Origin of the sequence: Mycolicibacter acidiphilus (assembly GCF_018455725.1) — a bacterium.
In the GTDB taxonomy this organism is placed as follows: domain Bacteria; phylum Actinomycetota; class Actinomycetes; order Mycobacteriales; family Mycobacteriaceae; genus Mycobacterium; species Mycobacterium acidiphilum.
Genome location: NZ_JAHCLR010000030.1, coordinates 22,311 through 48,505, shown reverse-complemented (window position 1 = coordinate 48,505; position 26,195 = coordinate 22,311). Strand labels below are relative to the sequence as shown.

General features: G+C 68.3%; 25 protein-coding genes. 19 read left to right on the top strand and 6 right to left on the bottom strand.

The window, feature by feature from the left end; genetic code table 11:
* The 8 genes from KIH27_RS14630 (at nucleotide 1) to KIH27_RS14595 (ending at nucleotide 8,434) form a co-directional block, all read left to right on the top strand.
* Nucleotides 1-870, top strand: coding sequence for a MaoC/PaaZ C-terminal domain-containing protein (locus tag KIH27_RS14630; RefSeq protein WP_214093687.1), 870 nt, complete (start codon nucleotides 1-3; stop codon nucleotides 868-870).
* Nucleotides 871-1,737, top strand: a complete 867-nt coding sequence (locus tag KIH27_RS14625; RefSeq protein ID WP_214093686.1) for an SDR family oxidoreductase — start codon at nucleotides 871-873, stop codon at nucleotides 1,735-1,737.
* Nucleotides 1,734-2,987 carry an acyl-CoA dehydrogenase family protein gene (locus KIH27_RS14620; RefSeq protein WP_214093685.1) on the top strand — a complete coding sequence of 418 codons (1,254 nt, stop codon included), beginning with the start codon at nucleotides 1,734-1,736 and terminating at the stop codon, nucleotides 2,985-2,987. Before KIH27_RS14625 ends, KIH27_RS14620 begins: the two co-directional genes overlap by 4 nt.
* A 6-nt stretch (nucleotides 2,988-2,993) precedes the next feature.
* Nucleotides 2,994-3,854, top strand: coding sequence for an SDR family oxidoreductase (locus tag KIH27_RS14615; protein ID WP_214093684.1), 861 nt, complete (start codon nucleotides 2,994-2,996; stop codon nucleotides 3,852-3,854).
* 55 nt (nucleotides 3,855-3,909) lie between these two features.
* Nucleotides 3,910-4,719, top strand: a complete 810-nt coding sequence (locus KIH27_RS14610; RefSeq protein WP_372451389.1) for an acyl-CoA thioesterase — start codon at nucleotides 3,910-3,912, stop codon at nucleotides 4,717-4,719.
* Nucleotides 4,720-4,797: 78 nt separating this feature from the next.
* Nucleotides 4,798-6,114 (top strand): cytochrome P450, encoded by a 1,317-nt coding sequence (locus tag KIH27_RS23025; RefSeq protein ID WP_214093682.1) that lies wholly within the window; start codon nucleotides 4,798-4,800, stop codon nucleotides 6,112-6,114.
* A complete protein-coding gene (locus KIH27_RS14600; protein ID WP_250150161.1) occupies nucleotides 6,111-6,944 on the top strand; it encodes a short-chain dehydrogenase/reductase in 834 nt (277 codons plus the stop codon). The genes KIH27_RS23025 and KIH27_RS14600 overlap by 4 nt, the downstream gene beginning before the upstream one ends.
* Complete coding sequence (locus KIH27_RS14595) at nucleotides 6,941-8,434, top strand: flavin-containing monooxygenase (protein ID WP_214093681.1); 1,494 nt, start codon at nucleotides 6,941-6,943, stop codon at nucleotides 8,432-8,434. Before KIH27_RS14600 ends, KIH27_RS14595 begins: the two co-directional genes overlap by 4 nt.
* Before the next feature lie 71 nt (nucleotides 8,435-8,505).
* Here KIH27_RS14595 and KIH27_RS14590 read toward each other — a convergent pair whose 3' ends face one another.
* Complete coding sequence (locus KIH27_RS14590) at nucleotides 8,506-8,937, bottom strand: type II toxin-antitoxin system Rv0910 family toxin (RefSeq protein WP_214093680.1); 432 nt, start codon at nucleotides 8,935-8,937, stop codon at nucleotides 8,506-8,508.
* Between the two features lie 54 nt (nucleotides 8,938-8,991).
* On the opposite strand from KIH27_RS14590, the gene KIH27_RS14585 reads away from it, so the two are divergent.
* Together KIH27_RS14585 and KIH27_RS14580 are read left to right on the top strand one after the other, a co-directional pair.
* Nucleotides 8,992-10,017, top strand: a complete 1,026-nt coding sequence (locus KIH27_RS14585) for an AraC family transcriptional regulator (protein WP_214093679.1) — start codon at nucleotides 8,992-8,994, stop codon at nucleotides 10,015-10,017.
* A gap of 77 nt (nucleotides 10,018-10,094) precedes the next feature.
* A complete protein-coding gene (locus KIH27_RS14580) occupies nucleotides 10,095-10,985 on the top strand; it encodes a metal-dependent hydrolase (RefSeq protein WP_214093678.1) in 891 nt (296 codons plus the stop codon).
* A gap of 78 nt (nucleotides 10,986-11,063) precedes the next feature.
* Here the strand turns inward: KIH27_RS14580 and mntR are convergent, their stop codons facing one another.
* Complete coding sequence (gene mntR, locus KIH27_RS14575) at nucleotides 11,064-11,753, bottom strand: manganese-binding transcriptional regulator MntR (protein WP_307856891.1); 690 nt, start codon at nucleotides 11,751-11,753, stop codon at nucleotides 11,064-11,066.
* 25 nt (nucleotides 11,754-11,778) lie between these two features.
* Between mntR and KIH27_RS14570 the strand changes: the two genes are divergently transcribed.
* From KIH27_RS14570 to KIH27_RS14545, 6 genes are all read left to right on the top strand, one after another.
* Nucleotides 11,779-12,753, top strand: coding sequence for a bifunctional riboflavin kinase/FAD synthetase (locus KIH27_RS14570; RefSeq protein WP_214093676.1), 975 nt, complete (start codon nucleotides 11,779-11,781; stop codon nucleotides 12,751-12,753).
* 94 nt (nucleotides 12,754-12,847) lie between these two features.
* The gene (rpsO, locus tag KIH27_RS14565; RefSeq protein ID WP_214093675.1) at nucleotides 12,848-13,117 is read left to right on the top strand and encodes a 30S ribosomal protein S15; all 270 of its coding nucleotides are present in this window, start codon (nucleotides 12,848-12,850) and stop codon (nucleotides 13,115-13,117) included.
* A gap of 313 nt (nucleotides 13,118-13,430) precedes the next feature.
* Complete coding sequence (locus KIH27_RS14560; RefSeq protein WP_214093674.1) at nucleotides 13,431-15,674, top strand: polyribonucleotide nucleotidyltransferase; 2,244 nt, start codon at nucleotides 13,431-13,433, stop codon at nucleotides 15,672-15,674.
* Entirely contained in the window at nucleotides 15,652-16,956 is a 1,305-nt protein-coding gene (locus KIH27_RS14555) for a M16 family metallopeptidase (RefSeq protein ID WP_214093673.1), read from the top strand. Before KIH27_RS14560 ends, KIH27_RS14555 begins: the two co-directional genes overlap by 23 nt.
* A 15-nt stretch (nucleotides 16,957-16,971) precedes the next feature.
* Entirely contained in the window at nucleotides 16,972-18,000 is a 1,029-nt protein-coding gene (locus tag KIH27_RS14550; protein ID WP_214093672.1) for a nitronate monooxygenase, read from the top strand.
* 42 nt (nucleotides 18,001-18,042) lie between these two features.
* Nucleotides 18,043-18,513 carry an SRPBCC family protein gene (locus KIH27_RS14545; protein ID WP_214093671.1) on the top strand — a complete coding sequence of 157 codons (471 nt, stop codon included), beginning with the start codon at nucleotides 18,043-18,045 and terminating at the stop codon, nucleotides 18,511-18,513.
* 9 nt (nucleotides 18,514-18,522) lie between these two features.
* Here KIH27_RS14545 and KIH27_RS14540 read toward each other — a convergent pair whose 3' ends face one another.
* Complete coding sequence (locus tag KIH27_RS14540; RefSeq protein ID WP_214093670.1) at nucleotides 18,523-19,143, bottom strand: TetR/AcrR family transcriptional regulator; 621 nt, start codon at nucleotides 19,141-19,143, stop codon at nucleotides 18,523-18,525.
* 72 nt (nucleotides 19,144-19,215) lie between these two features.
* On the opposite strand from KIH27_RS14540, the gene KIH27_RS14535 reads away from it, so the two are divergent.
* Nucleotides 19,216-20,361 (top strand): acyl-CoA dehydrogenase family protein, encoded by a 1,146-nt coding sequence (locus tag KIH27_RS14535; protein WP_214093669.1) that lies wholly within the window; start codon nucleotides 19,216-19,218, stop codon nucleotides 20,359-20,361.
* 50 nt (nucleotides 20,362-20,411) lie between these two features.
* Complete coding sequence (locus KIH27_RS14530) at nucleotides 20,412-21,944, top strand: acyl-CoA synthetase (RefSeq protein WP_214093668.1); 1,533 nt, start codon at nucleotides 20,412-20,414, stop codon at nucleotides 21,942-21,944.
* A gap of 68 nt (nucleotides 21,945-22,012) precedes the next feature.
* On the opposite strand, the gene KIH27_RS14525 is transcribed toward KIH27_RS14530, so the two are convergent.
* Nucleotides 22,013-22,990 (bottom strand): NAD(P)H-dependent flavin oxidoreductase, encoded by a 978-nt coding sequence (locus tag KIH27_RS14525; protein WP_214093667.1) that lies wholly within the window; start codon nucleotides 22,988-22,990, stop codon nucleotides 22,013-22,015.
* A gap of 136 nt (nucleotides 22,991-23,126) precedes the next feature.
* On the opposite strand from KIH27_RS14525, the gene KIH27_RS14520 reads away from it, so the two are divergent.
* Nucleotides 23,127-24,086, top strand: coding sequence for an alpha/beta fold hydrolase (locus KIH27_RS14520; RefSeq protein ID WP_214093666.1), 960 nt, complete (start codon nucleotides 23,127-23,129; stop codon nucleotides 24,084-24,086).
* Nucleotides 24,087-24,121: 35 nt separating this feature from the next.
* Here KIH27_RS14520 and KIH27_RS14515 read toward each other — a convergent pair whose 3' ends face one another.
* Nucleotides 24,122-25,279 (bottom strand): oxidoreductase, encoded by a 1,158-nt coding sequence (locus KIH27_RS14515; RefSeq protein WP_214093704.1) that lies wholly within the window; start codon nucleotides 25,277-25,279, stop codon nucleotides 24,122-24,124.
* A 2-nt stretch (nucleotides 25,280-25,281) separates the two neighbouring features.
* Entirely contained in the window at nucleotides 25,282-26,184 is a 903-nt protein-coding gene (locus KIH27_RS14510) for an SCO6745 family protein (RefSeq protein ID WP_307856889.1), read from the bottom strand.
* Nucleotides 26,185-26,195 lie beyond the last annotated feature (11 nt).

The following is a 26,195-nucleotide window of genomic DNA, read 5'->3' as shown; positions in this document are numbered from 1 at the left end:
ATGTCGGATGAGACACCGGAATTCGATGACTCCGGTTTGAACAAGTGGTCCGACGAAGACCACTTCGACGTCACCCGGGAACGGATCGTCGAGTACGCGAAAGCCACCAATGACCCGATCCCGGCGCATCTGGCCGGCGACGTGGCACCGCCGGTGTTCGGCATCGTGCCGGTGTTCGAATCGATGCTGATCCCGGCGGTGGAGGTGATGCCGATCGAACTGGTTCCGCGGATCGTGCACGGCGAGCAGGACTTCCACTTCCACCGTCCGATCCGGCCGGGTGACAAGTTGGTGTCGCGGGCCAAGATGATCGGCTACGAGGGACTGGAGAAGGGCACTCGGGCGGCGATGCTGGTGGAGTGCCGCGCGCAAGACGGCGAACTGGTCAACGAGCAGTACGTCACCTGCTTCGTGCGTGGCTTCAACGCCGGCAAGGCAGTCGGTGAGCTCAGCCCCGAGCACAAGTTCGACCCCGCCCTGCACGACACAGCCCCGGTGGCCAAGGTGACCCAGCACGTGGACGCCGACCAGACGTTCCGCTACGCACCGGCATCCGGTGACCCGATGCCGATCCACCTCGACGAGGAGGTCGCCAGATCAGCCGGCCTGCCGGGGATCATCGTGCACGGCCTGTGCACGATGGCGTTCACCTCGTGGGCGGTGCTCACCGAGGTCGCCGGGTCAGATGTGTCCCGGCTCAAGCGATTTGCGGTGCGCTTCTCCAAGATGGTGCTCCCCGGCGACGACCTGGAGACCCGCATCTGGAAGGCGGGGACAGCCGACGGCGTCACCCGATACGCCTTCGAAACCGCCCGGGGTGATGAATTCGCCATCACCGATGGCCTGGCCGAGATCAGTGAGGAGTCCTAGATGGGTGCGTTGGAGGGACGGGTCGCCGTCATCACCGGTGCCGGCCGTGGCATCGGCCGCGAACACGCACTGCTGTTCGCCCGCGAGGGTGCCGCCGTCGTCGTCAACGACCTGGGCGGCAGCAACTCCGGCGAGGGCTCCGACACCGGACCCGCACAGCAGGTCGTCGACGAGATCATCGCCGCCGGCGGTAAAGCGGTCGCCAACACCGACAGCATCGCCGACTGGGCGGGCGCCAAAAGCTTGGTGCAGCAAGCCATCGACGAATTCGGCCGGCTCGACGTGCTGGTCAACAACGCCGGCATTCTGCGTGACGCCTTCATCCCCGGGATGGCGGAATCCCAGTGGGACGCGGTGATCAACGTGCACCTCAAGGGGCACTTCGCGACGCTGCACCACGCCGCGGCGTACTGGAAGACGCAGTCCAAGGCCGGTGATCAGCCCAACTCGGCGGTGATCAACACCGCGTCGGCGTCGGGCACGACGGTGCCCAATGCCGGTCAGGCCAACTACGGTGCGGCCAAGGCGGGTATCGCCGCGCTCACCCTGGTCGCCGCGGACGAACTGGAACGCTACGGCGTGCGGGTCAACGCGATCGCGCCGATCGCCCGCACCCGGCTCACCTTGGCGACTCCGGGGATGGGTGCGCTGATGGCCGAACCGGATGACGGTGGGTTGGATCTGTTCGCGCCCGCCAATATCTCCCCGCTGGTGGCCTACCTGGCGACCGAGAAATGCCCGGTCACCGGCACGGTCTACGCGGTGCAGGGCGGGGCCATCTCGAAGCTGGCGGGCTGGCATGACGTCGAGACCATCGAGACCGACGGCCTGTGGGAGATCGACGACATCGCGGCGAGGCTGCCATGATCGAGTGGTCCGACACCGATGAGCTGATCCGTGACAGCGTCCGGGAGTTCATCGACCGGGAGATCCGGCCCAACATCGACGCGTTGGAGAGTGGTGAGCTGCCGCCGTATCCGATCCTGCGGAAACTCTTCGCCGACTTTGGCATCGATGTCCTGGCCGCCGAAGCCATCAAGACCCGGCTGGACAAGCAGCGTGCCCGGCAGTCCGGGGAGGCAACCGAATCATCCGGGGACAGCGGCGGATTCGGCGATCTCGGTGCGCAGGCGTCGATGGGGTTGATCCTGGTCAGCGAACTGGCCGGCGTCAGCCTGGGTATGGTGGCCGCGCTCGGCGTCAGTCTGGGGCTTGGCGCCGCCACCATCATGAGCCGCGGCACCCTCGCCCAGCAGGAACGATGGCTGCCGGATCTGGTCACGCTGAACAAGGTCGCCGCGTGGGCGATCACCGAGCCGGATTCCGGGTCGGACGCCTTCGGCGGGATGAAAACCTATGTCCGGCGTGCCGCAGACGGGACGGGCGGCTACATCCTCAACGGCCAGAAGACGTTCATCACCAACGGCCCGTACGCGGACACCATCGTCGTCTACGCGAAGCTCGACGAGCAAAACGGCACCGATCCGCGTGCCCGCAAGGTCCTCACGTTCGTCCTCGACGCCGGCATGCCGGGACTGACCCAGGGCAAACCGTTCAAGAAGATGGGCATGCACTCGTCGCCGACCGGGGAACTGTTCTTCGACGATGTGCGGCTGGAACCGGATCGACTGCTCGGCGAGACCGAGGAGCATCGGGGCGGTGACGGCCGGGACAGCGCCCGGGCCAACTTCGTCGCCGAACGGGTCGGGGTGGCCGCGTTGGCGCTGGGCATCATCAACGAATGCCACCGGCTCTGCATCGACTACGCCAAGACCCGCACCCTGTGGGGGCAGAACATCGGCCAGTTCCAGCTGATCCAGCTCAAACTGGCCAAGATGGAGGTGGCCCGGATCAACGTGCAGAACATGGTGTTCCAGACGCTGGAGAAGGCCAAGCGGGGCAAGACTCCGACACTGGCCGAGGCGTCGGCGATCAAGCTCTACTCTTCGGAGGTTGCCACCGAGGTGGCGATGGAGGCGGTGCAACTGTTCGGTGGCAACGGCTACATGACCGAGTACCGGGTGGAACAGCTGGCCCGGGACGCGAAATCGCTGATGATCTACGCCGGCAGCAACGAGGTTCAGGTCACCCACATCGCCAAGGGACTGCTGGGGTAGAGGGCGATGAGCAAGCAGCGCAGGGATGTTCGAGGTAGGACGGTGGCGATCACCGGTGGTGCGCGCGGCATCGGCCGGGCGACGGGGGAGGCGTTTCTGCGGGCCGGAGCTCGCGTCGCGCTCGGTGACGTCGACGCCGACCTGGTGGAGAAGACCGCCGCCGAACTCGCCGAGACGACCGGCGGCGAGGTGACCGGACTGCGACTCGACGTCACCGACCGGGCAAGTTTCGCGGCGTTTCTCGACGAGACGGAGACCCGGCTGGGTCCATTGGACGTGCTGGTGAACAACGCCGGGATCATGCCGACCGGCGCCTTCACCGAGGAGACCGACGCGGCCACCGACCGGATGGTGGCGATCAACCTGGTCGGTGTGCTGACCGGCTCCAAACTGGCCGCCCGCAGGTTTGCCGGCCGCGGCGGCCAGATCGTCAACGTCGCATCACTGGCCGGGGTCAGCCCGCACCCGGGGCTGGCGACCTACTGCGCCACCAAACACGCGGTGGTCGGGTTCTCCGAGACCCTGCACCTGGAACTCGCCGCGGCAGGCATCGGTGTCACCGCGGTGCTGCCGGGCATCGTGCGCACCGAACTGTCGGCCGGGCACAGCACACCGGACTGGCTGCGCCCGATCGGCGAGGTGGACCCGGAGAAGGTGGCCGCCGCCATCGTGGCCGCGGCCGCCGGTGACCGGGTGAAGGTCACGGTGCCGAGGGCGTTGGGCGGAATGATCAAGACGATGACGCTGATTCCGGCGCGCGCTCGGTACGCGATCTCGCATGCGGCCGGATTCGACACCGTCTTCGTCAACGTCGACGCGGCCGCCCGCGACACCTACCACCGTCGGATCGACGCGCAGAGCCGATGACGCTGCCCGGCACCCACGTGGTCAAAGGCACCACCGGCCGGGTGATGATTGCGGGGTGAGCAACCCAGCGCATCCGTTCGACGCCGCCATCGACCTGCAACCCGTCGAGCCCGGCAGATTGCGCGGACGGACCCGCCCGGAGTGGGCGAACATGGTCGGACCGTTCGGCGGCATCACCGCGGCCGTGCTGCTGCACGCCGTCGAGGTGCAGCCGGACCGGCTCGGTGATCCGCTGGCGTTCACGGTGAACTTCGCCGCCCCGATCGTCGACGGCGACTTCGAGGTCGCGGTGAAACCCGCCCGAACCAACCGCACCAACCAGCACTGGACCATGGAGCTCAGCCAGGCTGGGGACGTGAAGACCACCGCCACCGCCGTATTCGCCGTCCGACGGGAGAGTTGGGCGGACACCGAACCGGCGATGCCGCCCGTGGCCGATCCGCAGACCATCACCCCGATGGGACTGGCCGAGGGGATCGTGTGGCCCGAGCGCTACGACATGCGGTTCGTCGAGGGGCCGGTGCCGTCGGACGGCCAGGCCAGTTCCTCGTCGACGACGACGATGTGGATCCGCGACGCCGCCGGCCGGCAGATCGACTACCCGGCGCTGTCGGCGCTGTGCGACATGTTCTACCCGCGGGTGTTCCTGCGCCGCGGCGGATTCCTGCCCGCCGGGACCATCTCGCTGACCAGTTACTTCCACGTCGACCGGGGCCAACTCGACGGCGTCGGCGCCGACTACGTGCTCGGGACCGCGCACGCCAACCGGTTCTCCGCGGGTTACTTCGACCAGAGTGCCCAGGTGTGGAGCCGCACCGGGCACCTGCTGGCCACCAGCCACCAGGTCGTGTACTTCAAAGGCTGACACCGACTGTCCGAAGGCATCAAATAGCTGTCCGGTTCGTGCATTCCGCGCAGCGGCCGTCGAGCCTAGCGTTGACGTATGCCCACCGATCTGCTGCACCCGCCGCCGCGAGCCATCGCCGGCGCCCTCCGTGCTGCGGTCTCCGAACTGGGGCGGCCCGTTGTCGTCGGCACCTACCGGGATCTGCGCCGCCCCCGCGCCCGGCGGGCTCCGGACGCTGTGTCGCGCAGCACGTTCGACCCGACGCTGCCGCGGAGCATCGCGAACCCCTACCCGGACTTCGAGCGCATCCGCCGACATCCGGTGGTCGTCAACGAACGCCTGGACGTGTGGATGCTGGGCCGTTACGACGACGTGCACACCGCCGCACGCGACTACCAGACGTTCTCGTCGGCCTCGGGAATCATGCTGCGCGCCACGCCGGGCCCGGCGATGATCGTCACCGACCCACCCGACCACGACCGGTTGCGCAAGGTCACCCAGTCGATGTTCAGCAAGAAGACGGTCGGTTCGCTGACCTCCGAGATCCGGGCGCTGGCCGCGGACGGGGTGAGCCGGTTGCACGGCGGTGCGGTGGTCGACATGGTTCCGGCACTGACGATCCCGCTGCCGATCAACGTCATCGCTCACCTGCTCGGCGTACCGCGCGACCAGTGGGACCAATTCCGGGCCGTCTCCGATCAATTCGCCGAGATCTTCAGCCCCCGATCCGTCCGCGAGGTGCTGACGCTGCTGCGCTCGGCGCTGCCCGCCTACCTGGGCTATCGCAGTTACGTGACGACCGAACTCCGCAGGCGCGCAGGCGGTTCCGGAACCGAACTGCTGGACCGGCTGTGCGCGGCGGTCGGTGACGGTGAGATCTCCGATGCGGAGGCGTTCTTCTACGCCGTGCTGATCCTGGTGGCCGGCAACGAGACCACCACCAACCTGCTGGGGATGCTGCTGATGCGGCTGGCGCAGGACCCGGACCTGTTCGCCGAACTGCGGGCCGACCGCAGCCTGCTGCCGGCGGCGGTGGAGGAGACCGCGCGCTGGGGCTCCCCGGTGCAGTGGGTCGCGCGGACCACCACCGTCGACCACCCGGTGGGCGACACGGTGATTCCGCGTGGTGCCCGGGTGGTGCTGTTCTACGCTTCGGCCAACCGTGATCCGGCCAGGTTCGCCCGCCCCGACGACTTCGACATCCACCGGCCCACCGTCGGGCACCTGGCATTCGGGCACGGCATCCACTTCTGCCTCGGGGCGCACCTGGCCCGGCTGGAGGTCATCACCGCCGTCGACCACCTGCTCGACCACGTCGACGGCCTGGAACTGGCCGGCCCGGTGCGGTGGGGGACCACGCCGTCGCTGCAGGGGCCGGTCTCGGTGCCGGTGCGGGCCAGGCCGGCGACATGAGAGGCGCGAACCGCCTGGCGGGCAAGACGATTCTGATCACCGGCGGCGCACAGGGCATCGGTGCACAGGTGGCCCGCCAGTTGGTCAGCTGCGGGGCCCGGGTGGCGATCGTCGACCGGGATCTCGATGCCGCACAGCGGCTGGCCGCCGAACTCGGGGACAGCGCAATGGCTGTCGCCGCCGATGTGACCTCCGCGGAGGAGATGACGGCCGCCTGTGCCACCGTCGCGGAACGCTTCGACGGCCTGGACGTGGTGGTGGCCAACGCCGGCATCGCCGGCCCCGCAGCGACCGTCGCGGCAGTCGACCCCGACGACTGGCGCCGAGTGATCGACGTCAACCTGGTGGGCGTGTTCCACACCGCGCACGCGGCACTGCCGTACCTGCGGCGGCGTCGCGGTTACCTGCTGGCGGTGGCTTCGATCGGCGCGGTGATCCCGGGTCCGACGGTCAGCGGGTACATGGCCGCCAAGGCGGGGGTGGAGTCGCTGGTGCGGTCGCTGCGCGTCGAGTTGGGCGGTACCGGAATCGGTGTGGGGATCGGCTATTTCGGGCTGGTCGACACCGGACTGGCGCGGGACATGCTGGAGCGCTCCGGAATCGGGGCGGTGCTGGCGGGCCTGCCCGGACTGGGCCGGCCGATCCCGGTCGAGCGGGCCGCCGCCGCGATCACCGCCGGCATCCGCCGCCGAGCCCGAAGGGTGTACGCGCCAGGCTGGGTTCCACTGCTGGTGGACCTGCGAACCCCGCTGCTGCTCGGCGATCGGTTACTGGCCGGCTGGCCGAGTATGCGACGCGCCGTCGCGCAAGCCGACCGGGGCCACGCATGAAACGCCTGCCCTCGGTCGGGATCGTCGGCGCCGGCATGTCGGGACTGTGCCAGGCGATCATGTTGCGGCAGGCCGGAATCGACGATGTGACGATCTACGAGAAGGCGCAGGAGGTCGGCGGGACCTGGCGGGACAACACCTATCCGGGACTGTCCTGCGATGTGCCATCCCGCTTCTACCAGTTCACGTTCGCGGTCAACCCGGACTGGACCAAGTTGTTCTCACCGGGGGGAGAGATCTTCGACTACTTCCGGTGGGCGACTGACGCGCACGGTGTGCGGGAGGTGATCCGCTTCGGTGTCGAGGTCACTGACGTGGTCTTCGACGGGAGGCAGTGGCGATTGACCACCGGTGCGGGCGAGACGGTGGCGCATGACTTCTTGATCTGTGCCGCCGGGGTGCTGCGGGAACCGCGAACACCGGACATCGCCGGGCTGGCCGATTTCGCCGGCCCGGTGATGCATTCGGCCCGCTTCGACCATCGTGTCGACCTGACCGGCAAACGGGTCGCGGTGATCGGCACCGGATCGACCGGGGTGCAGCTGGTCTGCGGGCTGGTCGACAGCGTCAGCCGGCTGGAGCTGTTCCAGCGCAGCGCGCAATGGGTGCTGCCGCTGCCCAATCCGGACTACCGGCGCTGGACCGCGGGACTGCACCGCCGGATGCCGGTGCTGGACACCGCCGCCTACCGCGGCTATCACCGGGCGTTCGAGTTCTTCGCGCGGGCGCTGGTCGAGCCGGGCTGGCGTCGCCGACTGCTCGGCGGTGCGTGTCGGCTGAATCTGCGCACCGTCCGCGATCCGGTGCTGCGCCGCCGGCTCACCCCCGACTACCAGCCGATGTGCCGGCGGCTGGTGATCTCACCCGACTTCTACCGGGCCGTGCAGCGACCCAACGTGCACCTGGTCGACGCCGCGATCGACCGCGTCGAGTCGCAGGGCATCGTCACCGCCGACGGCGTCCTGCACGAAGTGGATGTCATCGTGCTCGCAACGGGTTTCGACGCCTACGCATTCATGCGGCCGATGACGATCACCGCTGACGACGGGCGCACCGTGGAGCAACTGTGGAAGCGCGGACCGAAAGCGCATCTGGGGGTGGCGCTACCGGGATTCCCGAACTTCTTCATGCTGATCGGCCCGCACAGCCCGGTCGGCAACTACTCGCTGACCGCCATCGCCGAAGCGCAGGCCGGACACATTCGGCGCTGGATCCAACGGTGGTGCGACGCCGAATTCGACACCGTCGCACCCACTGAAGCGGCCACCGAGCAGTTCAATGCGGACATGCGTGCCGCGATGCCGGGCACCGTGTGGGCGACCGGGTGCACCAGCTGGTATCTGGGCGCGGAGGGACTGCCCGAACTGTGGCCGTGGACGCCGAACGCGTACCTGCAGCGGCTGGCCGCGACACCGGCCGCGGGTGACTACGAGATTCACACGTTGGAAGAAAGCCGGGCTGGTGTCGGGAGTTGTGACCAGGAGCAATGACTACCGATACGGTTCCCGTCTAGGCGTACTCGCTGGTATGCCAGCACGCCGATCAAGGCGCTGCATCGGGCTCAGGCATACAGCGCCTCGAACCGCTTGACCGAATCCTCGATGTCGCCTTTGACGGCGCGGGCGGCGGTGGCCCCGATGGGACCGAACAGCGGTGCGCCCCCCATGTCCAGTCGCAGTGTGAAGCGAGAGCCCGCCGCGGCGGGGGCGATCGCCAGCGAGAGCCCGTACTTGGTGCCACCGACCCCTTTGCCGGTGAGCTCCAGCAGCCTTGGCGGGTCGAACTCACGGATCGTCCAGGTGACCCGGTTGCGCATGCCCTTGGCGCCGGCCACCCCGACCAGCGTCGTGCCGACGGCGAGTTCGTCGGGCAGTTCGCAGCGCCATCCCTGATGCAGGGACAGCCAGTCGCCGAGGGCTGCGAGGTCCGAGGCGTGTTCCCACGCCCGGTCCTGGGGTAGCGACAGGTCGCGGGAGAGTTCGAGTTTGGCCATCGGTGCATCCTAAATCGCGTTGCGGGGACCGTCTGGATTGATATGTTCGGACACGTGGTGACCGGGGCCGACTGGGATGTGCCGCGACCGGTGGCCACCAGCCGGCACCTGGTCGAGGCGGCCCGCTGCTACGGCGTGTCGGTCGAGGACTGTCTGGCCGGCACCGACCTGTCGCCGGCGGACATCGCGAACAGTGCCACCGAGGTGCAGGCCGGGCAGGAACTGACGATCCTGCGCAACATCCTTGGCCGCGTGGACGATTCACACGGTTTCGCCCGCGCGGTGGGTGTTCAGTACAACTTCGCCAACATGGGCATCCTCGGCTACGCCCTGCTCGCCAGCCCGACCTGGGGCGACGCCGTCAACATCGCGTGCCGCTACGCGACACTGTCGTCGACGTTTCTTCGCGTCACCCGCTGCGACACCGCCGCCGGTGCCGTCATCGAGTTCGATGACACCCAGGTGCCCGCCGATGTGCGGGCGTTCATGCTGGAACGAGACCTGTTCGCGCTGCTCAACATGGTGCCGTTGCTGATCGGGCAACTGGAATCGGCAACGCCGATCACGGTGGAACTGCCCGGCATCGACGTTCCCCTGGAACGACTCAATTTCCCGGGGCTGCTGATCGAGATCGACACCTCATCGACCCGCAGTGCCATCACCGTCCCCAATGAGGTGCTGGCGCAAGCGATGCCGGCCGCCGACGCCGCGACCGCGCAGGTGTGCGTACAGCAGTGTGAGGAACTGCTCCAGGCGCGCCGGCAGCGCCGCGGGATGGCCGCCCAGGTCCGCGCTCGGCTGGTCCGCGATCCCGGCCGGCTTCCGTCGATGGCCGATATCGCCACCGAATTCTGCGTCACCGAACGCACTCTGCATCGGCGGTTGACGGCCGAGCACACCAGCTACCGGGCACTGGTCGACGAGGTGCGGATGACGCTGGCGGTGGCGCTGCTGGAGTCCGGGCTCACGGTCGAGCAGACCGCCCGTCAGCTCGGTTATTCGGAGACCGCCGCCTTCACTCGGGCGTTCAGTCGGTGCACCGGCACACCGCCGAGTCGGCACCGGCGCAGCAGAACCTGACGGGGGTGTCCGATCCGGTCAAATAGCTGTCCGGTTCGTGCATTCCGTCCGTCCCGGACCTCGATCAGAGTGGAACCATGACGGCTTCCCGTGATGTGTCGTATCCGGCGGTGCGGCGACTCAGCTTCGGGTTCGACACGCAGGCCCCGACGGACAAATACTTCGCCGACGGCAACATGGTGTTCAGCCACCTGGTGGCGATCCTGTCGGCGATCTTCCCGCCCGGAGAAGACATCTTCGTCCGGTCGGTACGCCGCTACCAGGACCGGATCGCCGACCCGGACCTGCGCAAGCGGGTGGCCGGATTCATCGGGCAGGAGAAAACGCACGGGCTGCAGCATCGTGAGCTCAACGAACAGCTCACGGCGATGGGTTATCCCACCGCGTGGTTCGAGTATCTGCTGCAGTCCACCGAGCGGATGGAGAAGTTCCTCGACAAGCAGTACCCCGACCCGGATCGGTTGCCCCGGCTGCGGCACTTCTTCCTGGGGTTCACCGTGGCCGCTGAACACTTCACCGCGGTGTGGGCGGAGAACATCCTGAAACGGCCCGGTGTGCAGGCGATGATGTACGACCCGGAGATTCGCAACCTGCTGAACTGGCACGCATTGGAGGAGTTGGAGCACAAGTCGGTGGCGTTCGACGTCTACCGCGCCGTCGGCGTACCCGAGTCGACGCGCATCCGCTGGATGCGGTTCGCGCAGAACTGTGGCATCCCGATCCTGGTGTTCTTCGCCTGGGTGTCGATCGCCACCACCGACAAAGAGGGGCGTCGCAAGCCGGTTCGCATCCTGCGGGAGACGGTGCAGATGCTGCGCAACCCGATGTGGCAGGGGTTCTACGGCGACATGCGGCCGTTCAAGCGGCGGGACTTCCACCCCGACCAGATCGACACCGCCGGCCTGGTCACGAAATGGCAGGCCGAACTGTTCGGGGCGGACGGGCAACTCGCCGACCATCTGCGTTGAGATTGCGACCAGGGCGGCGACACGCCGACAGTCGCCGCCCTGAGTGCACAGTCAACGCGGTGTCACCGGAAGTGGCGCTCAGACCACCCAGATCGACTGTGCGGCAGGGCTGCCCAGGTCGACGGTGCTGTCGGTGCCGTCGGCCGCGGTGATCGCCACCGAGATCATCCCGGCGAACTCGCGGCGGGCCAGCACGCGCAGCCGGGAGTCCAGACTGATCCCGACCTGGTCGAAGTAGCGCAGCATCTCCGGGTCGGCGTCGGAGATGCGGGCCACCGTCCCGGTCTCCGCGTCGGCGCAGTCCCACAGCTGACGGGCCGGGGGAGCGGGCACCTGCCCGTCCGGCGCCGGGATCGGATCGCCGTGCGGGTCGCGCTGCGGGAAGCCCAGTTTCGCGTCGATGCGGGCCATCAGCTGATCGGAGACGGCGTGCTCGAGCACCTCGGCCTCGTCGTGCACCTCATCCCAGCTGTAGCCGAGTTCGCGCACCAGAAACGTCTCCAGCAGCCGGTGCCGGCGCACCATCGTCAACGCGGCCCGTCGACCCTCGTCGGTCAGCGTCACCGCGCCGTATTTCTCGTGGTCGACCAGCCCCTGATCGGCCAATTTGCGGATCGACTCCGATGCGGTGCTGGCCGACACGCCGATCTTCTCGGCGAGCATCTTCGTGCTCACCCTGTCCGGCGACCATTCCTGGGCGGTCCAGATCACCTTCAGATAGTCCTGAGCGACCGTGCTCAGCCCAGCAGACTGCTCACGAGGGCTCACAACCCGACAGTTTAGGCTTACACGCGTGCAACGGTGGCGGGGGCAGGATGACATCCCCACGGACTGGGGCCGATGTGTGCTCACGATCGGGGTATTCGACGGGGTGCACCGCGGCCATGCTGAGTTGATCGCGCAGGCGGTGAAGGCCGGCCGGGAGCACGGCGTACCGGCGGTGCTGATGACGTTCGACCCGCATCCGATGGCGGTGGTGTACCCGGGCAGTCATCCCGCCAAGCTGACCACCCTGACCCGACGCGCCGAACTGGTCGAGGCGGCCGGCATCGACGTGTTCCTGGTGATCCCGTTCACGCACGACTTCATGAAGCTCACCCCGGACCGCTACATCCACGAACTGCTGGTCGAACGCCTGCACGTCGTCGAGGTGGTCGTCGGCGAGAACTTCACCTTCGGCCGCAAGGCCGCCGGCACGGTCGAGACACTGCGCCGCGCCGGTGAGCAGTTCGGCTTCGGGGTGCAATCGGTGTCGCTGGTCGCCGAACAGCACGATTCGCGCGCGGTGACGTTCTCGTCCACCTACATCCGGTCCTGCGTCGACGCCGGCGACATGGTGGCGGCCGCCGAGGCGCTGGGCCGGCCGCACCGGGTCGAGGGGGTGGTGGTGCGCGGCGACGCGCGCGGGCGCGATCTGGGGTTCCCGACCGCCAACGTGGAACCGGCGATGTACGCGGCGGTCCCAGCGGACGGCGTCTACGCCGCCTGGTTCACCGTGCTCGGGCCCGCTCCGATCAAGGGCGACGTCACGCCCGGTCAGCGCTACCCGGCGGCGGTGTCGGTGGGGACCAACCCGACGTTCTCCGGGCGCACCCGCACCGTCGAGGTGTTCGTCCTGGACCGCACCGCCGACTTCTACGGCCGACACGTCGCGGTGGACTTCGTCGAACGGATCCGCAGCCAGGAGAAGTTCGACTCGGTGGCCGACCTGATCGCGGTGATGAACACCGACGTCGAGCGGACCCGCGGCCTGCTCGCGGCCGACTGAGACCCTGCTACACTTCCTCCCCGGCGCGTGCTGCGGTTCGCGGTGGCCGCCCGACATGCTGATGAACGCGGACTGAAAAGATGGAGATGTATTCGTGGCACTGACCACCGAGCAGAAAAAAGAGATCCTGGGCAGCTACGGTCTGCACGAGACCGACACCGGATCGCCCGAGGCGCAGGTCGCGATGCTGACCAAGCGGATCGCCGACCTCACCGAGCACCTCAAGCAGCACAAGCACGACCACCACTCGCGGCGCGGACTGCTGCTGCTGGTCGGTCGCCGTCGCCGGCTGCTGAAGTACTTGGCCAACGTCGACGTGGCACGCTACCGCTCGCTGATCGAGCGCCTGGGTCTGCGTCGCTGACGCGACGCAGTCCCCGTACGCCCTGATCGGGGCGTCCTCCATGTAGAGTGAGACCGTTCCGGGTCGCACTGACCCGGACATCGGTGTGGTTTACGCAACTCCGCGTACATCATTCCGGCACGTCACAGCGGGACACGTTCGCAACGAACACCCCGGGCTTGAATCGGGCGGTCTTCGGTAGTGGCAGCCGGGTCTGACAGTCCGTTCGGATCCGGCCGCTTCGATCGACGGCCGCAATCGCATCCAGGTTCTCTCGGGTCACGCGTGACGTGACGAAACAGCTGAATCAACCAGAGAGGCCGTACGAGCTTCCATGCCTGCAACCGAGATTGAAGAAGGCGTCTTCGAGTCGACCGCCGTCATCGACAACGGCGCCTTCGGCACCCGCACCATCCGCTTCGAGACCGGCCGACTGGCCCGCCAGGCCGCCGGCTCCGTCGTCGCCTACCTCGACGACGAGACCATGCTGCTGTCGGCGACCACCGCCAGCAAGGCTCCCAAGGAGCACTTCGACTTCTTCCCGCTCACCGTCGACGTCGAGGAGCGGATGTACGCCGCCGGGCGCATCCCCGGCTCGTTCTTCCGCCGCGAGGGCCGCCCCTCCACCGACGCCATCCTGACCTGCCGGCTCACCGACCGGCCGCTGCGCCCGTCGTTCGTCGACGGCCTGCGTAACGAGGTTCAGGTCGTGGTCACCGTGATGAGCCTGAACCCCAACGACCTCTACGACGTAGTGGCGATCAACGCCGCGTCGGCGTCCACCCAGCTGGCCGGTCTGCCGTTCTCCGGCCCGGTCGGTGCGGCGCGGGTCGCGCTGATCGACGGCACCTGGGTGGCGTTCCCCACCGTCGAGCAGCTTGAGGGCGCGGTGTTCGACATGGTGCTCGCCGGTCGGGTGCTCGAGGATGGCGACGTCGCGATCATGATGGTCGAGGCCGAGGCCACCGACAACGTCCTCTCGCTGATCGAGGGCGGTGCCCAGGCGCCGACCGAGACTGTGGTCGCCGAGGGCCTGGAGGCGGCCAAGCCGTTCATCGCCGCGCTGTGCAAGGCCCAGCAGGAGCTGTCCGACGTCGCGGCGCGCCCGACCAGCGACTACCCGCTGTTCCCCGCCTACGGGGACGACGTCTACTACTCGGTGGCCTCGGTGGCCACCGACGAGCTGGCCAAGGCGCTGACCATCGCCGGCAAGGCCGAGCGCGACGACCGCACCGACGAGATCAAGGGTGAGGTCCTCGAGCGGCTCGCCGAGACCTACGAGGGTCGGGAGAAGGAGATCAGCGCCGCGTACCGCTCGCTGACCAAGAAGCTGGTCCGCCAGCGCATCCTGACCGACCACTTCCGCATCGATGGCCGCGGCATCACCGACATCCGGGCGCTGGGCGCCGAGGTCGCCGTGGTGCCCCGGGCGCACGGCAGCGCGCTGTTCGAGCGCGGCGAGACCCAGATCCTGGGTGTCACCACGCTGGACATGGTCAAGATGGCCCAGCAGATCGACTCCCTGGGGCCGGAGAAGTCCAAGCGCTACATGCACCACTACAACTTCCCGCCGTTCTCCACCGGTGAGACCGGCCGGGTCGGCTCGCCCAAGCGTCGCGAGATCGGCCACGGCGCGCTCGCCGAGCGGGCGCTGATGCCGGTGCTGCCCAGCGTCGAGGAGTTCCCCTACGCGATCCGTCAGGTGTCGGAGGCGCTGAGCTCCAACGGCTCCACCTCGATGGGCTCGGTCTGTGCCTCCACCCTGGCGCTGCTCAACGCCGGTGTGCCGCTGAAGGCTCCGGTCGCCGGTATCGCGATGGGCCTGGTCTCCGACGACGTCGAGGTCGACGGTAAGACCGAGCGTCGCTTCGTCGCGCTCACCGACATCCTCGGCGCGGAGGACGCGTTCGGCGACATGGACTTCAAGGTCGCCGGCACCAAGGACTTCGTCACCGCGCTGCAGCTGGACACCAAGCTCGATGGCATCCCGTCGCAGGTCCTGGCGGGTGCGCTGTCCCAAGCCAAGGACGCCCGGCTCACCATCCTCGAGGTGATGGCCGAGGCCATCGACGCCCCCGACGAGATGAGCCCGTACGCACCGCGAGTCACCACGATCAAGGTGCCGGTCGACAAGATCGGCGAGGTGATCGGGCCCAAGGGCAAGATGATCAACTCGATCACCGAGGAGACCGGCGCGCAGATCTCGATCGAGGACGACGGCACCGTGTTCGTCGGTGCCGCCGACGGCCCGTCCGCGCAGGCCGCGATCGACAAGATCAACGCGATCGCCAACCCGCAGCTGCCGAAGGTCGGCGAGCGGTTCCTGGGCACCGTGGTCAAGACCACCGACTTCGGCGCCTTCGTCTCGCTGCTGCCCGGCCGCGACGGCCTGGTGCACATCTCCAAGCTCGGCAAGGGCAAGCGGGTCGCCAAGGTCGAAGACGTGGTCAAGGTGGGCGACAAGCTGCGGGTGGAGATCGCCGACATCGACAACCGGGGCAAGATCTCGCTGATCCCGGTCGCCGACGACGCTGCGGAAGCCGCTGCGCCAGCCGATGCCGCCCCCGCCGACAGCTGATCGCGCGGCGCTACGGCGCACCACCCTGCCCGGCGGGCTGCGGGTGGTCACCGAGTACCTGCCGTCGGTGCGGTCGGCGTCGGTCGGCGTCTGGGTCGGTGTCGGATCGCGTGATGAGGGCGCGACCGTCGCCGGCGCGGCGCATTTCCTGGAACACCTGCTGTTCAAGGCGACGCCGACCCGCACCGCGACGGGGATAGCGCAGGCGATGGACGCCGTCGGCGGTGAGCTCAACGCCTTCACCGGCAAAGAGCACACCTGCTACTACGCCCATGTCCTCGACACCGACCTGGAGTTGGCCGTCGACCTGGTCAGCGACGTGGTGCTCAACGGCTCCTGTGCGGCCGACGACGTCGAACTCGAACGTGACGTCGTGCTCGAGGAGATCGCGATGCGCGACGACGACCCCGAGGACGCGCTGGGGGATGTGTTCCTGACGACGCTGTTCGGCGACCACCCGATCGGGCGGCCGGTGATCGGCAGCGTGGAATCTGTGTCGGCGATGACCCGGGCGCAACTGCGCTCGTTTCACCTGCGGCGTTACACCCCGGAGCGGATGGTGGTGGCCGTCGCGGGCAACGTCGACCACGACACCGTCGTCCGACTGGTCCGGGAACGCTTCGGCCCCAGGCTGATTCGCGGGCAGAAGCCGGTCGAACCGCGCCGGGGCACCGCCCGGGTGCCGGGCGTGCCGAGCCTGACCGTGATCAACCGGGACGCCGAGCAGACCCACATGTCCCTGGGCGTGCGCGCACCGGGCCGGTACTGGCCGCACCGCCAGGCCCTCGCGGTGCTGAACACCGCACTCGGTGGCGGCCTGAGTTCGCGGCTGTTCCAACAGGTTCGGGAGACCCGCGGTCTGGCGTACTCGATCTATTCGTCGGTGGATACGTTCGCCGACGCCGGCGCGCTGTCGGTGTACACCGCGTGCCTGCCGGAGCGGTTCGCCGAAGTCGTGAAGGTGACGGCCGAGGTGCTCGAAACGGTGGCCCGCGACGGGATCACCGCCGACGAGTGCCGGATCGCCAAGGGGTCGCTGCGCGGCGGGCTGGTGTTGGGGCTGGAGGACTCCGGCTCCCGGATGAACCGGCTGGGCCGCACCGAGTTGAACTACGGCCGGCACCGCACGATCACCCGCACCCTGCGGGAACTCAGTGCGGTCACCGTGGAGGAGGTCAACGCGGTGGCCCGTCAACTGCTGCGGCGGCCGTACGGCGTTGCGGTGCTCGGGCCGACGTCGAAGGGATCGCTACCGCACCGACTGCGGACACTGGCTGGTTGATGGCAGGCTAGAGCGATGGCATTCAGCTTCTCCGAACTCGCAGTCCCCGTGGTGGGGGCCCCGATGGCCGGCGGGCCCAGCACCCCGGCGCTGGCGGCGGCGGTGTCCGATGCCGGTGGCCTCGGTTTCCTCGCCGGCGGTTACCGGACCCCGGACCAGTTGGCCGATGACATCACCAGTGCTCGGGCGCAGACCGCCGGGCCGATCGGCGTCAACCTGTTCGTCCCGCAGCCCAGCGACGCCGACCTGGTGCTGCTCGACGAGTACGCAGAACTGCTGGCGCCGCTGGCGGATCACTACGGGGTGGACCTGGGTCAGCCGCGGTTCGGTGACGACGACTGCTGGCCGGAGAAGCTGGACGTGGTGGCCGACCTGCGGCCGACGGTGGTGTCGTTCACGTTCGGCACGCCGCAGCCGGAAGACCTGGAGCGACTGCGCGACCTGCGCATCCTCACCGTGGTCACGGTGACGTCCACCTATGAGGCGGGGATCGCCCTGGCGCACGGCGCCGACGCCCTGGTGGTGCAGGGCCCGGACGCCGGCGGGCACCGGGGCACGTTCGCCCCGGACGTGCTGCCCGGCAGCACGCCGCTGCACCAGCTGCTCGCGGAGATCGGCCACGTCCACGGCGAGGTTCCGCTGGTGGCGGCCGGCGGGCTGAGCACCGCGGCGGCCGTGCGCGGCGTGTTGGACCGGGGTGCGGTTGCCGCGCAGGTCGGGACGGCGCTGCTGCTGGCCGACGAGGCCGGCACCAACCCGGTGCACCGGGCCGCGCTGACCAACCCCGAATTCGGCGCCACCATCGTCACGTGCGCGTTCTCCGGTCGTTACGCGCGCAGCCTGGAGAACGAATTCACCCGTACCCTGGCGGATCTGGCGCCGGTGGGGTACCCGGAGATCAACCATTTGACCGGGCCGATCCGGGCGGCCGCGGTGGCCGACGGCGACCCGCACGGCACCAGCCTGTGGGCCGGCACGGGTTTCCGGGACATCCGCCCTGGGCCGGTCGCTGAGATCATCGCTGCGCTGATCGGCGATAGCTGAGCGCACTCGGCCGGTCGGGCCGCGGCGACTATCATCGGCGCCATGGCCGACACCACTCCCACCGCCACCGGAACCGTGCAGATCAACGCCGCCCCCGAGGCGGTGTACACCTTGATTACCGACCTGGCCGCGCTCGCGGACTGCGCCGAGGAGAACGTCGGAATGGATTGGCGCAAAGGCGATTCCGCTCTCCCCGGCGCGGTGTTCGTCGGTCACAACCGCAACGGCGGCCGGCGGTGGAGCACCACCTGCACCATCACCGACGCGGACCCGGGGAAGGCCTTCGCGTTCGACGTGCGCTCCGCGGTGATTCCGGTGGCCCGCTGGGAGTACCGGATCACGCCGACCGGCGGCGGCTGCCAGGTCACCGAGAGCATGTGGGACCGCCGTCCCGGCTGGTTCGTCGGGATCGCCGGGCTGGTCACCGGCGTCAAGGACCGGCCGACGGTCAACGCCGAGCACATCCGGCTCACGCTGGAGCGGGTGAAGCAGCGGGCCGAGACCACCGGCTAGCTGCGACCATCACCGGGCGGTCGAGACCGTCGGGTAGACACTGCGCACGATCGTCGAGAGGGTATCGGTCAGCAGTCGGTGCACCTCGCCCCGGGTGAGCGTTTTCTTCAGCAGCCACTCGCGGCCCGCGGCGCGGGCCAACTGGCCGTAGGGGCGGATCAGTGCTCGTAGCTTCGCCGGGTCGGTGTCGCCGGCAAGTCCGACGGCTTCGATGACCCGGTCCACGGAGGCGTCCTCTGCCGCGGACAGAATCCGCTCCAATTCGGTGTCACGGCCCAGTCCGAGTGACCCGCTCGCCGCCAGCCAACTGCCGCCGCTGTCTGCCAGTGCGGTCAGGAACCAGTCCACTGCGGCGCCGATCCGCGTATCCAGGTCGCCGGTGGGAAGTGCGTCGACGGCGGTTGGGGGGACGGTGGCCGCTTCCTCTACGACTGCTAGATACAGCTGGCGTTTGGTGCCGAAGTAGTGGTTGACCAGGCCCCGGACGACGCCTGCCGCCTGGGCGATCTCGGCGGTGGACACCTCCTCATAGGGCAGCGCCGAGAACAGCCGGGTGGCCGCAGCCAGGATCGATTCCCGACGTTGCGCAGGGTCCAACCGCTGGAACCGTGGTGCTTCCGCTTTCGGCATCGCAGCCTCCCGTCGTCGCCGGCCGAAAATCTCCTGTTGACGATACGCCAACGACGATGCACTATTGGCGTTATGCCAACAACGATTGAGGTGGACTCCGAACTGTCGGCGGTCGCCGAGCTGGCCCGCAACTACTTCACCAGCGAGGTTCTGCCGAACGAACCCCGGCACGCCGAGCAGGGCCACCCCGACCCGGCGCTCTACCGCCGTGCCGGCGAACTCGGCCTGTCGGGGATGTCGATCCCCGAGGAGTTCGGCGGCGGCGGTGGCGACTTCGGGCACCTGGCGGTGCTGGTGCACGAGCAGGTGTCCGCGGGTGCCGGCAGCCTGGGATTCGCGATCAGCGAGGGCATCGTCGCCCACTACCTGCTGGCCTACGCCTCCGACGAGCAGAAGCACCGCTGGCTGCCGAAACTGTGCAGCGGGGAGTGGGTCGGCGCGATCGCGATGACCGAACCGGGCACCGGATCCGACCTTCAGGCGATCAGCACCCGCGCGGTGCGAGACGGCGATGACTACGTGGTCTCCGGCGCCAAGACGTTCATCACCAACGGCTGGCTGTGCAAGCTGCTGATCATCGCCGCCCGCACCGGCGAAGGCGAAGGCGCGCAGGGTCTCTCGCTGCTGGTGGCCGAGGTCGACGACGACACCCCGGGCTTCCAGCGCGGCCGGATCCTGCACAAGGTGGGGCAGAAGGGCCAGGACACCGCTGAGCTGTTCTTCGACCAGCTGCGGATCCCCGCCGCGAACCTGCTGGGCGGTGTGCCCGGCAAGGGCTTCTATCAGCTGATGGCGCAGCTGCCCCAGGAGCGGCTGATCACCGCGATCATCGCCCAGGCGATGAGCGAGACCGCCCTGACTGCGGCCGTCGAATACACCAAATCCCGCACCGCATTCGGCAAGCCGCTGTTCGCCCTGCAGAACACCCGGTTCGAACTCGCCGAATGCGCCACGATCAACCGGATCAACCGCTGCTTCCTGGATCAGTGCATCGCCGATCACCGCGCCGGGGGACTGGACGCCACCACTGCGTCGATGGCCAAATACTGGATCACCGACCGGACCTCGGAGGTCGTCGACCGCTGCCAACAACTGTTCGGCGGATACGGCTACTGCACCGAGTACCCGATTGCGAACCTGTACGCCGACAACCGAGTGCTGCGGGTGCTGGCCGGCGCCAACGAGGTGATGAAGGAACTCATCGCCCGTTCTCTCTAGCCCGGTCGCTCTGAACCATCCCTGCCCACTTCCAGCGAAAGGCCGGAGCCATGTACTTGACCCAGGGTCTGCACCGCGCAATTCAGGCGACACCTGACAAGACCGCCACCGTCTTCCACGACCGCAAGCGAACGTTCGCCGAACACGCCGACCGGATCGCCCGGCTCGCCGGCGGACTGCGAGACCTCGGCATCGAGGTCGGTGACCGGGTCGGCATCCTGTCGCTCAACAGCGACCGGTACGGTGAGTACCTGCTGGCGGTGCCGTGGGCGGGTGCAGCGGTCAACCCGATCAACATCCGCTGGAGTCCCGTCGAGATCGCCTACGCCCTCAACGATTCCGCAACCCGCTGCCTGCTCGTCGACGATGCGTTCAGCCCGCTGGCCCACACGCTGCAGCAGAACTGCGCCGACCTGCAGTGGCTGGTGTACTGCGGCGAGGGACCCACCCCGGACGGGATGATCGGCTACGAGGACCTGATCGCCGGCCACCGCCCGATGCCCGACGCGCGGCGCTGCGGTGATGATCTCGCCGGGCTGTTTTATACCGGTGGGACAACGGGATTCCCCAAGGGCGTGATGCTGTCCCAGCGCAACATGGTGACCTCGGCGCTGGGCACCGTGGCCACCGGTCAGCTGCTGGGCGAAGGTTCAGTGTTCCTGCACGCCGCGCCGATGTTCCACCTCGCCGATCTGGCGGCCTGGGCCGGCCAGGTGATGCTCGGCGGCACCCACGTCATGGTGCCCGCGTTCACGCCGGACGCGGTGCTGTCGGCGGTGCAGGCGCACGGGGTGACCGATATTCTGCTGGTGCCGACCATGATTCAGATGCTGGTGGATCACCCGAACTTCGGCGGCTACGACCTGAGTTCGCTGCGCCGGATCCTGTACGGCGGTTCGTCGATCTCCCGCGGCCTGCTCGACCGGGTGATCCGGCTGCTGCCGGAGGTTCACCTGACTCAGGCCTACGGCATGACCGAGGCAGCCCCGGTGCTGACCTTGCTGTGGCCGCAGGACCACACGGGTGAGCACCTCGGTTCGGCCGGCCGGGCGGCGCCGCACGCCGAGGTGCAGATCATCGACGAGGCCGGAAAAGTGTTGCCGGCCGGGCAGACCGGGGAGATCTGCGGCCGCGGCGACAACATCATGCTCGGTTACTGGAACAAGCCCGACGAGAGCGCCGCGGCGCTCGTCGACGGGTGGTACCGCACCGGGGACGCCGGCTACTTCGACGCCGACGGCTTCCTGTTCGTCGTCGACCGACTCAAGGACATGATCATCACCGGCGGGGAGAACGTGTACTCCGCCGAGGTGGAGAGCGCGTTGAGCACGCACGAGGCGGTCGCGGCCGCCGCCGTGATCGGACTGCCCCATGAGCGATGGGGGGAGACCGTGCACGCCGTCGTCATCACTGCGCCCGGCGTGCAGGTCAGTGCCGACGAGCTGATCGCCCACGCTCGCACCCGGTTGGCCAACTACAAGGTGCCGCGCAGCATTGAGTTCGTCGATGAACTCCCATTGTCCGGTGCCGGCAAGGTTCTGAAACGCGAGATGCGCGAACGCAGTCTGGAGAAGCTCGGCTGAGACGGTAGGTGCAGCAGGTCTTGATGGCGGCGGTGGAGCACGGACGGCTGGTGCCAGTCAGGGTGTCGTCAGCGCAACAGTGCCGACGGGCGGGAACGCAGGATCTGCTCTGCGGCACCGCAGATCCGATCCAGCACTTCGGCGGCAGGCCGGATCGCGTCGATCGCCCCGGCCCCCTGGCCGTAGGCGAACTCACCGGTCTGCGGGTCGTGATCCGTCGGGCCCGGTGCGTGCGCTGCTGCGGTGCGGCTGTCCTGATCCAGCAGTTCGGTGTCGTGGTTCGCCCACCTGTCGGTGGTCCGATTGCGATGCACCCGTTCGCCGATCGTTGTGGGCCACGGCAGGCCGCTGAGGATGTCGAAGGTCCGGGTGTGGACGGTGTCGGTACCGTCGGATTCGACGATCAGTCGCTTGTGTGTCTCGTGCACCTGGCGGGCCTCGGGTGTCGCCAGGAATGCGGTGCCGAGTACCGCGCCGTCCGCGCCGGCGGTCAGTGTCGCCGCGAGCGTGCGTCCATCGGTGATGCCGCCGGCTGCCAGCAGTGGCACGCCCGGGTGGCGAGTTGCGACTGCCGTGAGGAACGGCAGCAGGCCGAGATGGCCGGTGTGCCCGCCGGCCTCGGTGCCCTGTACGACGAGGAGGTCGGTGCCGGCCTCGACGGCGAGGTCGGCGTCAGCGGGAGTCTGCACTTGACAGATGATGCGTGCCCCGGTGGCCCGTGCCCGCTCGATCCAGGGTCGAGGATCGGCGAAGGAGAACATCACCGCGGGAACCGCAGCGCTGATCGTCGCGTCGAACAGGGGTGCGCCCAACTCCAGGAACGGCGTGATGAAGCCGACGGCGAACGGCCGATCGGTCCGCGTGCGGATCGCTGCGACCTCGTGTTCGATCCACTGCGGACCGGCGGGATTCATCCCGCCGAACGAACCCAGCCCGCCCGCGGCGGAGACGGCCGCGGCGAGCGAGGCGCCGCTGTGCATGGCCATCGGTGCGGACATGACCGGGTAGCGGAGTTCGAACATCTCGGTGAACCTACTGTTCAACATACGGCTACGCTACGCCCTTCAAGACCGTGGATGAATAACTCCATGACATTTGCTGGATAATTTCGGTATCGACCGAAGCTGGATTGTCGGATAGATTCGTGGGCAAAGAAGAATTCGATCGGGCAGGGGTGCGAACGTGGCCGTGGTTACCGAACGCGACATCACAAGCAATGGGGTGGTTCTGCACACGTACGAGGCCGGTGACCGCGGTGCGCCGGCGGTGGTGCTGGCGCACGGTTTTCCGGAACTGGGCTACTCGTGGCGGCACCAACTGCCGGCACTGGCGGAGGCCGGCTATCACGTCTACGCCCCCGACCAGCGTGGCAACGGACGGTCGAGTGCGCCGGCGCATCCCGGCGACGACTACACCATGCCCACGCTGGCGGCGGACCTGATCGGCCTGCTCGACGACGCCGGTGCGGAGCGCGGCGTGCTGATCGGGCACGGCTTCGGCGCGGCGCCGGTGTGGACCGCCGGGCAGCTGCACCCCGATCGGCTGTCCGGCGTCGTAGGGATGAGTGTTCCGCCGGAGCCGCGAGGCCCCGTTGCGCCGACGGAGGCGTTCCGGAACATCTTCGGGGACAACTTCTTCTACATGCTCTACTTCCAGCATGTCGGGGTTGCCGATGCAGATCTGGGCGCCGATCCGGCGACGACGATGCGGCGGATGTTCGGCCTGCAGATGACCGACGACCCGGCCACGGTGCAGCGGATGATCGCTGCGGGCCCGGAGGGATTCGTCGGCCGCCTGCCGGAACCCGGCGGGTTGCCCGAGTGGATCACCGCCGAGGAATTCGACCACTACGTCCGCGAGTTCACTCGGACCGGGTTCACCGGTGCGCTCAACTGGTACCGCAGCCTCGACCGGACCTGGGAGGTCACCGCCGGTGCGCCGCAGCAGATCGCGGTGCCGGGAATGTTCGTCGCCGGCACCGCGGACCCGGTGCTGGGATACCTGCCGCACGATAACCTTCAGAAGATGTTCACCGGCGACTACCGCGAGGTGCGGATCGAGGGGGCCGGGCACTGGCTGCAGCAGGAACGGCCGGCGGAGGTCAACGAACTTCTGGTGGATTTCCTGCGCAGCATCGAATGACCACTAGAAATTAATTCCACTGGTCGAATATATTATTAATCAAGTTTGCTGGCAATCGGCGGTGGCCAGCCGACATTCGGCTGTATGACGCGCGAAGCGCGCAGCCACCACCCCCAATCGTCGGGGAGCAGGTCGAATTCTCCTTCGACGCCGAGTTCCCGGGCGGCCCAGACCGGCCAATGCGGGTTGGACAGCGCCGGGCGGCCGAGCAGCACCACATCGATCTGGTCGTCGCGGATCGCCCGGTCGGCGTCTTCGGGCACACCGAGGTTCCAGCTCACCGCCACCGGAAGACCTATTTCACGCCGGACGCGGGCGCCTCGCTCCACCCAGGCAGACGGACGCAGGAAGAACGGATCCCGGATGTCATCGGTGTTGCCGCCCATCGACAGGTCGGCCAGGTCGAGGCCGTGTTCTTTGAGCCAGCCCAGCACCTCCAGCGACTCGTCGAACGTCACCCCGTCGGGGTGGAAGTCGTCGCAGCCCAGTCGCGCGGTCAGCGGCAGCCGCTCCGGCCACACGTCGCGAACCGCGTCAAGCGCCTCGAGCAGGAACCGCGCCCGATTACGCAGACTCCCGCCGTACTGATCGGTGCGGTGGTTGGCCAACGGCGAGAAGAACTGCGCAGCCAGATACCCGTGGGCGAAATGCATCTCCAACCACTGATACCCCGCCTCATGCGCCCGCCGCGCCGCCTCGGCATATCGCCGATGCACCTGCCGGATCTCGTCGACGCTCAGGGCATGTACCGGATGGGTGCGCTTACCGAACCCGTACGGCACATCCGACGGCCCCACCACCTGCCAACCCTCCGGATGATCGGGCGGCAATTGCCGGCCCAACCCGCCGCCAGTCCACGGCTTGACCTCGCTGCCGTTGCGTCCGGTATGGCCGAGTTGAACGGCCGGTATCGCCCCCATCTCCTTGATCATCGCGGTCACCCGGGCATGCCCGGGGATCTGTGCGTCGTCGTACAGGCCGGCGCAGTGCACCGAGGTGCGGCCCTCCGGGGCGATCGCGATCTGCTCGGCGAAGACCAGCGCGAATCCACCGGCGGCGCGAGCGCCCAGGTACATGACATGGAAGTCACCCATTTCTCCGTCAACCGATCGGTACATCGTCATCGGTGACATGCCGATCCGGTTGCGCAGTGTCACGTCCTTCAGCGTGAACGGGCTGAACAGGCCGGCCATGCTCACCCGAGCCCGGTGCGAACGAGCGCGGCCAGGTCCTGCGGGCCGGCCAGATACCCGCCGCCCGACTGGATTCGGCGTGACCAGTCTCCGACCAGGCTCAGCAGTTCGCCGAGGTCATCGCCGAGTGCGGCGATGATCGGTGCACACCCGGCATCGGTGGTGACTTCGACCGCCTCCCGAGCCGCCCGGCCGGCGTCGGTGAAGGCACCGTCGCGAAGCAGGCCCCGGGCGGCCAGCCGGTCCTCCGCGGCATCGAGGTCGCAGTCACTCCACGCCCGGGTGCGCACATAGCTGCGCAACGGAATCCCCCAGTACAACTCGGTGATCAGCCCGATCTCCACCGGATCGAAACCGGCTGTGGTCCAGGCGTTGATATGAACGTCGCCGCGGTATTCGCGCAGCCGATCGGCGAGGCGCCAGGCGTCGGCGAGCGGCTCACCGGGCAGCCCTTGAGCCGTCAGGCCGGCGAACAGCGATTTACCGGCCAGGGACAGATCGCCGGTGGCCCGCCGCAGCAACTCCACCGCACGCTCGACACCATCCGGCGCCGGGCCCAGGATCCGCTGCAGCTGCTGCACCGCGCCGTCGGTGCGGGCTGCGCAGATCGTCGCGGCATCGGTCAACGTCCACCCGTAGGCGACGGCGGGTATCACCACCGCTGGGTTGAACACCCCGAAGGCCGAGGCGATCACCTCTCCGGGCACCTGCCCCAGCACCGATCCGCGACTGCAGAAATAGGCCGGGCCGTCCGGCATCTCCACTGCACCGGCGTTGCCGGGGCTGGGACTGAATCCAAGGGCTGCATAGCCGCGATGGCATTCCGGGGCGAAGTAGACCTGGCCGGCGAAGGGCTCGATGGCCAGCGCCAGTGCCCTGGCTGCGGGCAGGCCGTTGTCGGTCACGGGATATCTCC

Coding starts and splice junctions, on each gene's coding strand:
- KIH27_RS14525 (WP_214093667.1), bottom strand. CDS start 22,990: ATGTTGAACAGTAGGTTCACCGAGATGTTCGAACTCCGCTACCCGGTC.
- KIH27_RS14530 (WP_214093668.1), top strand. CDS start 20,412: ATGTACTTGACCCAGGGTCTGCACCGCGCAATTCAGGCGACACCTGAC.
- KIH27_RS14555 (WP_214093673.1), top strand. CDS start 15,652: ATGCCGCCCCCGCCGACAGCTGATCGCGCGGCGCTACGGCGCACCACC.
- KIH27_RS14625 (WP_214093686.1), top strand. CDS start 871: ATGGGTGCGTTGGAGGGACGGGTCGCCGTCATCACCGGTGCCGGCCGT.
- KIH27_RS14560 (WP_214093674.1), top strand. CDS start 13,431: ATGCCTGCAACCGAGATTGAAGAAGGCGTCTTCGAGTCGACCGCCGTC.
- KIH27_RS14550 (WP_214093672.1), top strand. CDS start 16,972: ATGGCATTCAGCTTCTCCGAACTCGCAGTCCCCGTGGTGGGGGCCCCG.
- KIH27_RS14630 (WP_214093687.1), top strand. CDS start 1: ATGTCGGATGAGACACCGGAATTCGATGACTCCGGTTTGAACAAGTGG.
- KIH27_RS14540 (WP_214093670.1), bottom strand. CDS start 19,143: ATGCCGAAAGCGGAAGCACCACGGTTCCAGCGGTTGGACCCTGCGCAA.
- KIH27_RS14515 (WP_214093704.1), bottom strand. CDS start 25,279: ATGGCCGGCCTGTTCAGCCCGTTCACGCTGAAGGACGTGACACTGCGC.
- KIH27_RS14595 (WP_214093681.1), top strand. CDS start 6,941: ATGAAACGCCTGCCCTCGGTCGGGATCGTCGGCGCCGGCATGTCGGGA.
- KIH27_RS14615 (WP_214093684.1), top strand. CDS start 2,994: ATGAGCAAGCAGCGCAGGGATGTTCGAGGTAGGACGGTGGCGATCACC.
- KIH27_RS14600 (WP_250150161.1), top strand. CDS start 6,111: ATGAGAGGCGCGAACCGCCTGGCGGGCAAGACGATTCTGATCACCGGC.
- KIH27_RS14545 (WP_214093671.1), top strand. CDS start 18,043: ATGGCCGACACCACTCCCACCGCCACCGGAACCGTGCAGATCAACGCC.
- KIH27_RS14620 (WP_214093685.1), top strand. CDS start 1,734: ATGATCGAGTGGTCCGACACCGATGAGCTGATCCGTGACAGCGTCCGG.
- KIH27_RS14580 (WP_214093678.1), top strand. CDS start 10,095: ATGACGGCTTCCCGTGATGTGTCGTATCCGGCGGTGCGGCGACTCAGC.
- KIH27_RS23025 (WP_214093682.1), top strand. CDS start 4,798: ATGCCCACCGATCTGCTGCACCCGCCGCCGCGAGCCATCGCCGGCGCC.
- KIH27_RS14535 (WP_214093669.1), top strand. CDS start 19,216: ATGCCAACAACGATTGAGGTGGACTCCGAACTGTCGGCGGTCGCCGAG.
- KIH27_RS14590 (WP_214093680.1), bottom strand. CDS start 8,937: ATGGCCAAACTCGAACTCTCCCGCGACCTGTCGCTACCCCAGGACCGG.